Source organism: Streptomyces sp. NPDC050636 (genome assembly GCF_040654775.1).
Lineage (GTDB): Bacteria > Actinomycetota > Actinomycetes > Streptomycetales > Streptomycetaceae > Streptomyces.
In genome coordinates this window covers 103,556-113,265 of sequence record NZ_JBFAIP010000011.1, presented here as the reverse complement: position 1 = coordinate 113,265, position 9,710 = coordinate 103,556, and the positions used below count along the sequence as shown (strand labels likewise).

Genomic DNA, 9,710 nt, shown 5'->3' with positions numbered 1-9,710 from the left:
CCCCGACACGACACCGATCCGCTGCGGCACAACCATCGGCACCGGCCGAGGAGTCCATACAGACATGAGCGACGATCCGCGGCACGACGGCCCGGAGCACACCGGCCCCCCGCAGTGGGGACCGCGTCCCGACACGCCGGCGGCGGGCGGGAACGGCGAGCCCGGCAAGAGACCCGAGGAGCCGCGGCCCCCGCGCACCGGCTGGCGCCGTTTCCTGCCCACCTGGCGGATGGTGCTCGGCACCGTGCTGGGAATCCTGCTGCTGATCGTGGGCGGTCTGATCGCCGGATATCTGCTCGTCGACATTCCGCCGGCCAACGCCGCGGCCAAGGCGCAGAGCAATGTCTATCTCTACTCCAACGGTGCGGAGCTGGCCCGCGACGGCGACGTCAACCGCGAGAACGTGAGGCTCAGCCAGATCCCCAAGTCCGTCCAGGAGGCCGTGCTGGCCGCCGAGGACCGCGACTTCTACTCCGAGTCCGCGGTCGACCCCGCCGCGATGCTCCGGGCCGGCTGGAACACCCTCACCGGCAAGGGCAAGCAGTCCGGTTCGACCATCACCCAGCAGTACGTCAAGAACTACTACCTGGGCCAGGAACAGACCATCACGCGGAAGGCCAAGGAGTTCTTCATCGCGATCAAGCTGGACCGCGAGGTGAGCAAGAACGACATCCTGGAGGGCTACCTCAACTCCAGCTACTACGGCCGCAACGCGTACGGCATCCAGGCCGCCGCCCAGGCCTACTACGGCAAGAACTCCGAGGAGCTGACCACCGCCGAGGGCGCCTACCTCGCCACCCTCCTCAACGCCCCCAGCGCGTACGACATCGCCGCCCACCCCGAGAACAAGCCGCGGGCGCTGGCGCGTTGGAACTACGTGCTGGACGGCATGGTGAAGAAGAAGTGGCTCAGCCAGGCCGAGCAGTCCGCGATGAAGTTCCCCACGCCGGGACCGGCCAAGGCGTCCGCCGGCCTCACCGGCCAGCGCGGCTATCTCGTCGAAGCGGTCAAGGACTACCTGACCACCAACAAGATCATCGACGAGGACACCCTGCGGACCGGCGGCTACCGCATCACCACCACCATCAGCAAGAAGCGTCAGAACGCCTTCGTCGAAGCGGTCGACACGCAGATGATGGACAAGCTCAGCGACTCACGGAAGGTCGACTCCTACGTCCGAGCCGGCGGCTCCTCCATCGACCCCGCCACCGGCCGGGTCGTCGCGCTCTACGGCGGCATCGACTACGCCAAGCAGTACGTCAACGGCGCCACCCGCCGCGACTACCAGGTCGGCTCCACCTTCAAGCCGATCGTCTTCGCCTCCGCCGTCCAGAACGACTCCACCACCCAGGACGGCGCCCCGATCACCCCCAACACCGTCTACGACGGCACCAACAAGCGGATGACCATCAGCAACGGCTCCCCCACCGGCTTCGCGCCCGCCAACGAGGACGACCACTCCTACGGCCCGATCACCGTCACCGAGGCCACCGACAAGTCCGTCAACGCCGTCTACGCCCAGATGGGCATCGACGTCGGCCCCAGCAAGGTCAAGAACACCGCCGTCGACCTGGGCATTCCCGCCAACACCCCGAGCCTCGGATCGTCCGAGGGCGCGATCTCGCTGGGCACCGCCACCCCCAGCGTCCTGGAAATGACGCAGGTGTACGCGACGTTCGCCAACCACGGCCAGCAGCGGCCGTACACACTGGTCGACAAGATCTCCAAGAGGGGCGAGGGCCTCGAACTGCCCGAGCGCCCCGAGGGCACCGCCATCTCGCGCAACGCCGCCGACACCACCACCTCGATCCTGCGCAGCGTCGTCGAGGGCGGCACCGGCACCGCAGCCCAGGCCGCCGGCCGGCCCGCGGCGGGCAAGACCGGCACCGCGGAGGAGGACAAGGCCGCCTGGTTCGCGGGCTACACCCCCGAACTCGCCACCGTGGTCGCCGTACTGGGCCAGAACCCGAAAAGCGCCGCACAGGAGCCGCTCTACGGCGCGGCGGGCCTGCCGCGCATTAACGGAGGCGGCTTCCCCGCCGAGATCTGGGCCGACTACACCGCCGCCGCCCTCTCCGGCCGGCCGATCCGCGACTTCGACCTGGAGCTGGAACCGGGCGCCGGGTCGCCGTCGCCCGAGCCGACCACCGGCGCCCCGGCATCGCCCACCGAATCGGCACCGCCGACCTCCGAATCACCCGGCCCCACCGACGAACCGCCTACCGACTTCCCCACCGAACCGACCGTCGAACCACCCACCCCCACCTTCCCAACCGATGAGCCGCCCGAGCCCACGGAGGATTTCCCGACCGTGGGACCGGGGGACGAATTCATGGGGCAGGGCACGGGGTGGGACGAGTGGGGTGGGGGGTGAGCGGAGCAGGCGGCCCCGTCAGTGTCCCGATGTCGCCTTCAGCCCCACCACGGCCACCAGCAGCAAGCAGATGAAGAAGATCCGGGCCGCGGTGACCGGCTCATCGAGCACCAGCATCCCCACCACCGCCGCACCCGCCGCCCCGATACCGACCCACACGCCATAGGCGGTACCGATCGGCAGGGTCCTGGCCGCGTACGAGAGCAGCAGCATGCTGGCGGCAATGCCCGCGCCGGTGAACACACTGGGCCACAACCGGGTGAAGCCGTCGGTGAACTTCATACCGATCGACCAGCCGACCTCCAGCAGACCAGCGACGGCGAGCAGGATCCATGCCATGACGGCACCTCCGTGGAATACGAGCTTCAACAGGGGTGCGTCGTCTTGTCCTGACCCGGTACGGCGCGTCTCGTCGGGTTCTCTCCGAGGCTAGCAAAGTGCCGACAAAACGGGCGGTGACCTCGGTCACCGCCCGTCAGCCGCAAGTTCTACAGGTACAGCCCCGTCGCGTCCTCCGCGCCCTCCAGCCGCTCCGCGGCCACCGCATGCAGATCGCGCTCCCGCATCAGCACATACGCCACGCCGCGCACCTCGACCTCGGCCCGGTCCTCCGGGTCGTACAGCACCCGGTCACCCACCTCGACGGTCCGCACGTTCTGCCCGACCGCGACCACCTCGGCCCAGGCCAGGCGGCGGCCGACCGCGGCGGTCGCCGGAATGACGATGCCCCCGCTGGAGCGCCGCTCGCCTTCGGGGATGTCCGTCCGGACCAGCACGCGGTCGTGCAGCATCCGGATCGGCAGCTTGTCGTGGGTGTCCTTGGTGTTATTCGGGCTCACGGCATGACCGTACCTGCCCGGAGACGCCACTTACGCACCGCGGGCCGCGCCGGGGACCTCGATGTCGCCCGCTACGAACGGCGCCGCTTGGCGCGCAGCGCCAGCAGCCCCACCACGGCCACACCCACCATGGCCACCGGAACGATTCGCTCCAGCCGCGGCGACCCGTCCTCCGACACCAGCCGGAAGCGCACCTCCGTCATCGCGCGATTGGCGGCCACATACGCCCGCCCCGCCGTACGGTCCACCGCCGCCGCGGCCTTCGCCTTCGCATCGCCGATGATCGTCTGCGGGTGCAGTCGCACACCGATCTCGTCGAGCGTCACGGCGAGATCCTGCCGCCTGCGGGCGATGTCCGCCTCGATCTGCGCAGGGGTCCTGGCTTCCGACACCGCGCTGCCTCCGTCGTCTCGGGCCGATGCGTACGAAAGCCGAAACCGTAACCGGTTTCCGGCTTCCCGTACGGAACCGGCCACCGTCCTCCAGCCGATTCGTGATGGACAGTCTGTCAGCTCACGCCCTGCCGTGCCCCACAGCACCCCCGTTTCACACACCGGCGGCGCCCCCGACACCGTCCCACGGCCCGGCTGCGTAACCTCGGGGCATACGGATCCCCCGCAGATCCAGCGCACCCCCTGCGCACCGACGCACAAAGGAGAGCCATGACCGAGCGACTGCAGACCGGCGACGCCGCCCCGGCCTTCACCCTTCCCGACGCGGACGGCAACCAGGTCTCGCTCGCCGACCACAAGGGCCGCAAGGTCATCGTGTACTTCTACCCGGCCGCGCTGACCCCCGGCTGCACCAAGCAGGCCTGCGACTTCACCGACAACCTCGACTTCCTGGCCGGCCACGGCTACGACGTCATCGGCATCTCCCCCGACAAGCCGGAGAAGCTCGCCAAGTTCCGGGAGAAGGAAGAGCTCAAGGTCACCCTGCTCGGCGACCCCGACAAGCAGGTCCTGGAGGCGTACGGCGCCTTCGGCGAGAAGAAGCTCTACGGCAAGACCGTCACCGGCGTGATCCGCTCCACCGTCATCCTCGACGAGGAGGGCAAGGTCGAGCGCGCCCTCTACAACGTCAAGGCCACCGGCCACGTCGCCAAGATCATCAAGGATCTGGGGCTGTAAGCACCTGGGCTGTAACGACCTGGGGCAGCAAGGATTTGGGGTTGTAAGGACCTCGGAGGTGACGGCCTCGGCGGTGACGACCTCGGGCGGCAACGCCGCCCTACCCGGACACCGCCTCCGGGGCCACCACCACCGCCCGGTCCGGCAGCTCCAGCACCGCCTCGGCGCCGCCCTCCGCGGCGGCGCCGAAGTCCAGCCGCGCCCCCAGCACATCCGCCTGCCCCGCCGCGATCGTCAGCCCCAGACCGTGCCCGGTCCCCCGCTCAGGCGCCGCCGTACGGAACCGCCGCGGCCCCTCCGCGCACAACTCCGCCGGATAGCCGGGCCCGTGATCCCGCACCACGATCCGGGAACCCGCCACCACCACCTCGATCGGCGGCCTACCGTGCTTCGCCGCGTTCGCCAGCAGGTTCACCAGCACCCGCTCCACCCGGCGCCGGTCCGTCTCCACGATCCGCGGCTCCCCCTCCACCGACACGGACACCTCGTCCACGCCCCGCTGCCGCGCCGCCCGCTTGACGATCCCGCGCACCAACGACGGCAGCTCACAGGCATCCAGATCCGCCCGCTCCACGCCCGCGTCCAGCCGCGAAACCTCCAGCAGATCCTCCACCAGCCGCCGCATCGCCTGCGCCCGGTCCTGCACCAACTCCACCGCACGCTGCTGCGGCAACAGCTCCGCGGCCGCCACCAACCCCGCCACCGGCGTCCGCAGCTCATGCGCCACATCCGCGGTGAACTCCCGCTCCGCCTCCACCCGCGCCGCCAACGACGTCGCCATGTGATGCACACTGCGGCCCAGCTCGGCCACCTCGTCCCGGCCATGACTCGCCAGCGCATCCGCGTCCGGCGCCGCACCCGCCGCGATCCGCCGCGCCGCCGCGGCACTCAGCCGCAGCCGCCGCGACAGCCGCTGCGCCACGAACCACGACACCACCGCCATCAGCAGGACCGTGCCACACCCCGCGATCAACAACGCCCGGTCCAGGGAAAGTTGCGCCGGATCATCATCCGGATACGCCGCCGAAACCGACAACGACCGCGCCGGACCGCTCCCGTCCACGCCGCCGCTGACCCCCGTCGCCGCCCACACCCGCGGATCCTCACCACCGCTGACATACGTCCCCGACCGGCCCTTGAACACCGCCTCCCGCAACGGCAACGGCAACGTCGCAGCGTTCAACTGCGCCCCCAGCGCCAGCGTGCCGTCCCGCTCGTAGATCTGCAGCGCGGAACTCAGCCGGTCGTCCTGATACGCCCGCGCCGACCGCTCCCGCTCGGCATCGGCTATGTGGTGCACGGCGAACCCGAGCACCACCACGGCCAGCGCCGTCATACACGAAATGGCCAGGGCGATCCGGCCTCGAATGCCCATCACGCGAGGTTGTACATCTCCGTCGTGTCCCCGAGCGGCGTCGAGCCCTCGTACGTCACCTCAAGCCCGGTGAAGGCCCGCCCGCCCTTGACCGGCTCCGCGCCGTAGAGCCGGAACGTCGCCGGAAACCCGGAATCCGTCCCCACACCCGCGGCGGTCTTCTCGACCTGCACCACGCCCCTGCCCTCCGCCTCCTGCGAGCCATACCGCTCCCAGGTGATCGCCGTCGCCACCATCCCCACATCCGCGCAGGTCAACGTAATCACCTGCGGCTTGATCTGCGGCTCACCGAACCCGCAGTCCCGTACACCCGGCAGGCCCCCCGAGGGCTTACCGGCCGACTTCACGTCCTGCGCCGCCGAGGTCTTCGGCGCCGCATCCACCGCCGACGCGCGATCCGACGCCTGGCTGAACCACACCCCTCCGGCCGCCAGTGCCGTCACCACGGCAAAGGCCGCCAGAGCGATACGCCCACGAGCCCAGCGGGCCCCAGCGCGATCGGTCATCACGTACTCCTCCCGGGGCCCTCACCCCAGTACCCCCACCAGCAAACACGAACGAAAAGAGCGATTTCGACACCGTCACTCTCCCCTGCCCGCCACACAGCCTCATTGCCCGAACACTGCGGTGACCGCGCGGCTGTGTACCAGTCCTGTAACAAGACCCGGAACACCTCTGGCGCGCCGATATTCAGCCAGGTGGTTTGACCCGCGCTCCACGCACTGACCGACCGAGAGGACGCCCAGCGGCGACCGACAGCACCGAAGCAGTCCGGTCGTCAAACGGGCCGTGAAATCCGCCGCCCTCGGCAACGCCATGGAATGGTTCAACTTCGGGATCTGCGGCTATCTCGCGATCACCATCGGCAAGGTCTTCTCCCCCGGCGACAGCGACACCACCAGCCTGCTCTCACCCTTCGCCACCTTCGCCGTCGCCTTCCTCGCACGGCCGCTCGGCGGCGCCTCCACCTTCATCGCCGAATACGTCCCCAAGAAAAAGCTCGGCGAATTCTTCACCCAGCAGTGGCCCACCCTCATCCTCTGCATCGCCCTGGTCGGCGCTTACAACATCACCGACGGTCGTCTGCATGAAGGAAACCGCCCAACAGCCCCTCGTAGGCTCCCCGCCCTCAGTAGCCACAAAGGAAGAAGCCGTCGCAATGATCACGGCCCAAACATCCGAACCCCGCTTCTGAACCGACAATTCCTCACGAAAATCCCCGGTTTCACCCATTCCGCCGTTCAACGTAACCGGCTCCACGTTCGACCGTTGTTCTGTTCGAGAGCGATGGAGCGCATGGGGTGGGCCCGTTGCGCGGGATGGGGGAAGAATGCCGGTGAAGTACACCCGCGAGCGGCTGACGGAAGCAGCTCGCGCATCGACGTCTTATGACGAGGCGGTGCGGTGGTTCGGCGGGACACCGACACCGGGCAGCAGGCGGTACTTACGCGCCAGGATGATGGAAGCGGGCGTCGACACTGCGCACTTCGCGCCGGCGCGTGTGCGCCATACCGAGGCCAGGCTCCGCGAACTGGTGGCCTGCTCACACAGCATCGCCGACGTTGTACGCCGCCTCGGACTCGATCCGGTGGGCGGTCAGCACACCCACATCAGCCGACGTATCCGAAGCCTGGGGATCGACACGTCGCACTTCTCTCCACAGGGCCGGAGGAAGACCAAGGCACGTCGGCGGTGCAGCCCTGAAGCGCTCCTGGTGGAGGAGGAGAATCCGGTCCGTCGGGTGCCGAGCAGCCGCCTCAAGTGCGCGATGCTGGCACTCGGGGCGCAGGAGCGGTGCGGACTCTGCGGGACGGGGCCTGTCTGGCGTAACCGCCCGCTGCCGCTTGAGGTGGACCACATCGACGGCAACTGGCGGAACAACCGCCGGGAGAATCTGCGGCTGTTGTGCCCCAACTGCCACTCGGCGACGGACTCGTATCGGGGGCGTAATAAGCGCATCCGCGCCGCGCGGGCAGGAGCGGAGCGATGAGCGATCGCGTGCGCTACACCCGAGAACTGCTGGCGGAAGCTGCAATTCACTGCACGGAAATCGACGAAGTCATCGCGTTTTGCGGCGGACGTTCCTATCACCAAGTGCGCCGCCATTTGCTCAAGCGCTTCGACCACTTCGGGATCGACGTATCGCACTTCAAGCCTGTCACGCGGCGTAAGGCTCATCACCGCCCCACAAGAGAGGCGCTTCAGGATGCCGTCAGCGAATCCCTGTCGATCGCAGCCGCCCTGCGGCACCTGGGAAAGCCGGTCAGCGGTGGCAATCGATCCCTGTTCGCTCAGTGGGTGTCCGAGTACGACATCGACACCAGTCACTTCCTGGGACAGGCGCAAATGCGCGGGAGGCCTGGCACCACGCCGGTCAAGCCTCCCGAGCAGATCCTCGTGAAGTACTGCGGCACACGCCGCACAAGAACCGTGATGCTGCGTCGAGCCCTTCGGCAGATCGGCGTGCCCGAAGAGTGCGTCGAGTGTGGCACAGCCCCCGTTTGGCATGGCAAGCCCATGACCTTGGAAGTCGACCACATCAACGGGGACTGGCGCGACGACCGCCCCGAAAACCTGCGGCTGTTGTGCCCCAACTGCCATGCGATCACCGACACGTGGTGCCGGGGAGGCCGACGGAAACCATAACTCTCAGTGCGCGCTCGCCAACCAGTACTATGGGCGTGACGAGCGGCCGTGCTGGAACTGGTGAGACAGGCTGGTTTTAGGTACCAGTGCCTTCGAGGCGTGTGGGTTCGAGTCCCACCGGCCGTACCGATGACGATGAGGCCTGGCCCGTGAAGATTACGGGCCAGGCCTTTGCCATGCGCATGCAGGCCTCCTCAGCCCACCAACTCCCCCACCACCGGCACCAACGCCCGGAACGCCTTCCCGCGATGGCTGATCGCGTTCTTCTCGGCCGGGGTCAGTTCGGCGCAGGTGCGGGTTTCGCCGAGGGGCTGGAGGACGGGGTCGTAGCCGAAGCCGCCGGTGCCGGTGGGGGTGCGGCGGAGGGTGCCTTCGAGTCTGCCCTCGACGACGCGTTGGGTGCCGTCGGGGAGGGCGAGCGCCGCGGCGCAGGCGAAGTGGGCGGCGCGGTGGTCGTCGGGGATGTCGGCGAGCTGGGCGAGCAGGAGGGTCAGGTTGGCGCGGTCGTCGCCGTGCTTGCCGGCCCAGCGGGCGGAGAAGATGCCGGGGGCGCCGCCGAGGACGTCGACGCAGAGGCCGGAGTCGTCGGCGACGGCCGGGTGGCCGGTGGCCTGGGCGAGGGCGTGGGCCTTGAGCAGGGCGTTCTCGGCGAAGGTGACGCCGGTTTCCTTGACGTCCGGGACCTCGGGGTAGGCGTCGGCCCCGACGAGTTCGACGTCGAGGTCGGCGGCTTCGAGGATGGCCCGGAGTTCGGTGATCTTGCCGGCGTTGCGGGTGGCGAGGATGAGGCGGTGCCCGCCAGTCTGAGGCTGCATGGGGGTGATTATCCCGGGGTGCAGACGTTGGTGATTTCGCCGGCTGCGTCGGAGATGGGCTTGAGGTCGGGTGCCTTGGCGTTGTCGATGTCCGTGCGCGCGTTCTTGACGCCGGTGTTCATCTTGTCGATGGCTTTGGAGAGCTCGGGGTCGTCCGTCGATTTGCTGACCTTGTCGAGGTTCTTGTCGATGGCGTCGAGGGCCTCTTTGGCTTCCTGGGGGTTGTCGAGGGCGCTCCCGACGGCCTTCTGGAGTTTGTCGACGCTGTCGACGATGGCGGTGGCGGTGTTGGCGCAGTCCATGGCCTTGTTGACCGCTCCGCAGGAGGAGAGCAGCGGTACGGCGAGCGTGACGGCGGCCAGTGTGGCGAGTGCGGCGGTGGCGGGCCGGCGGTGCTGGTGGAGCTGACGGGGTGTGCGCGGGGCCATGGAACGGGTTCCTTCCTTGGGGCGTGCTCGGGCAAAGGAACAAACGCGCGGCGCCCTGGTTTGGTTGCCAGGGCGCCGTGGTCGGGGGCGAAGGTCGGACAAG

Annotated in this window: 11 protein-coding genes, 1 tRNA gene, 1 pseudogene and 1 riboswitch; of the genes and pseudogenes, 6 read left to right on the top strand and 7 right to left on the bottom strand. The window is 68.7% G+C overall.

Going from position 1 to position 9,710, the window contains the following annotated elements; translation table 11 throughout:
* Positions 1–64: 64 nt before the first annotated feature.
* Positions 65–2,374: a transglycosylase domain-containing protein gene (locus tag AB0I10_RS13140; protein WP_363152498.1), complete on the top strand. Its 2,310-nt coding sequence runs from the start codon at positions 65–67 to the stop codon at positions 2,372–2,374.
* Between the two features lie 18 nt (positions 2,375–2,392).
* Here the strand turns inward: AB0I10_RS13140 and AB0I10_RS13135 are convergent, their stop codons facing one another.
* The 3 genes from AB0I10_RS13135 to AB0I10_RS13125 all read right to left on the bottom strand — a co-directional run bounded on the left by AB0I10_RS13135 (position 2,393) and on the right by AB0I10_RS13125 (position 3,605).
* Positions 2,393–2,713 carry a multidrug efflux SMR transporter gene (locus tag AB0I10_RS13135; RefSeq protein ID WP_363152497.1) on the bottom strand — a complete coding sequence of 107 codons (321 nt, stop codon included), beginning with the start codon at positions 2,711–2,713 and terminating at the stop codon, positions 2,393–2,395.
* Positions 2,714–2,747: 34 nt separating this feature from the next.
* Positions 2,748–2,807: riboswitch (guanidine-III (ykkC-III) riboswitch) on the bottom strand.
* 55 nt (positions 2,808–2,862) lie between these two features.
* Positions 2,863–3,165 (bottom strand): co-chaperone GroES, encoded by a 303-nt coding sequence (locus AB0I10_RS13130; protein WP_048828920.1) that lies wholly within the window; start codon positions 3,163–3,165, stop codon positions 2,863–2,865.
* A gap of 119 nt (positions 3,166–3,284) precedes the next feature.
* The gene (locus AB0I10_RS13125; RefSeq protein WP_363152496.1) at positions 3,285–3,605 is read right to left on the bottom strand and encodes a DUF3618 domain-containing protein; all 321 of its coding nucleotides are present in this window, start codon (positions 3,603–3,605) and stop codon (positions 3,285–3,287) included.
* Between the two features lie 270 nt (positions 3,606–3,875).
* On the opposite strand from AB0I10_RS13125, the gene bcp reads away from it, so the two are divergent.
* Positions 3,876–4,343, top strand: coding sequence for a thioredoxin-dependent thiol peroxidase (gene bcp, locus AB0I10_RS13120; RefSeq protein WP_363152495.1), 468 nt, complete (start codon positions 3,876–3,878; stop codon positions 4,341–4,343).
* A gap of 100 nt (positions 4,344–4,443) precedes the next feature.
* On the opposite strand, the gene AB0I10_RS13115 is transcribed toward bcp, so the two are convergent.
* Both AB0I10_RS13115 and AB0I10_RS13110 read right to left on the bottom strand, forming a co-directional pair.
* Positions 4,444–5,718, bottom strand: coding sequence for a HAMP domain-containing sensor histidine kinase (locus tag AB0I10_RS13115; protein ID WP_363152494.1), 1,275 nt, complete (start codon positions 5,716–5,718; stop codon positions 4,444–4,446).
* Positions 5,718–6,224 carry a hypothetical protein gene (locus tag AB0I10_RS13110; protein ID WP_363152493.1) on the bottom strand — a complete coding sequence of 169 codons (507 nt, stop codon included), beginning with the start codon at positions 6,222–6,224 and terminating at the stop codon, positions 5,718–5,720. The genes AB0I10_RS13115 and AB0I10_RS13110 overlap by 1 nt, the downstream gene beginning before the upstream one ends.
* Before the next feature lie 271 nt (positions 6,225–6,495).
* Between AB0I10_RS13110 and AB0I10_RS13105 the strand changes: the two are divergent.
* The 4 genes and pseudogenes from AB0I10_RS13105 to AB0I10_RS13090 all read left to right on the top strand — a co-directional run.
* Positions 6,496–6,753, top strand: a pseudogene (locus AB0I10_RS13105) (hypothetical protein); the annotation flags it as partial.
* 295 nt (positions 6,754–7,048) lie between these two features.
* A complete protein-coding gene (locus AB0I10_RS13100; protein WP_363152492.1) occupies positions 7,049–7,708 on the top strand; it encodes an HNH endonuclease signature motif containing protein in 660 nt (219 codons plus the stop codon).
* Entirely contained in the window at positions 7,705–8,364 is a 660-nt protein-coding gene (locus tag AB0I10_RS13095; protein WP_363152491.1) for an HNH endonuclease signature motif containing protein, read from the top strand. Before AB0I10_RS13100 ends, AB0I10_RS13095 begins: the two co-directional genes overlap by 4 nt.
* 42 nt (positions 8,365–8,406) lie before the next feature.
* Positions 8,407–8,490 (top strand) — tRNA-Leu (locus AB0I10_RS13090).
* 68 nt (positions 8,491–8,558) lie between these two features.
* Here the strand turns inward: AB0I10_RS13090 and rdgB are convergent.
* Both rdgB and AB0I10_RS13080 read right to left on the bottom strand, forming a co-directional pair.
* Positions 8,559–9,179 carry an RdgB/HAM1 family non-canonical purine NTP pyrophosphatase gene (rdgB, locus tag AB0I10_RS13085; protein ID WP_363152490.1) on the bottom strand — a complete coding sequence of 207 codons (621 nt, stop codon included), beginning with the start codon at positions 9,177–9,179 and terminating at the stop codon, positions 8,559–8,561.
* Between the two features lie 8 nt (positions 9,180–9,187).
* Positions 9,188–9,607, bottom strand: coding sequence for a hypothetical protein (locus AB0I10_RS13080; protein WP_363152489.1), 420 nt, complete (start codon positions 9,605–9,607; stop codon positions 9,188–9,190).
* Between the last annotated feature and the right edge of the window lie 103 nt (positions 9,608–9,710).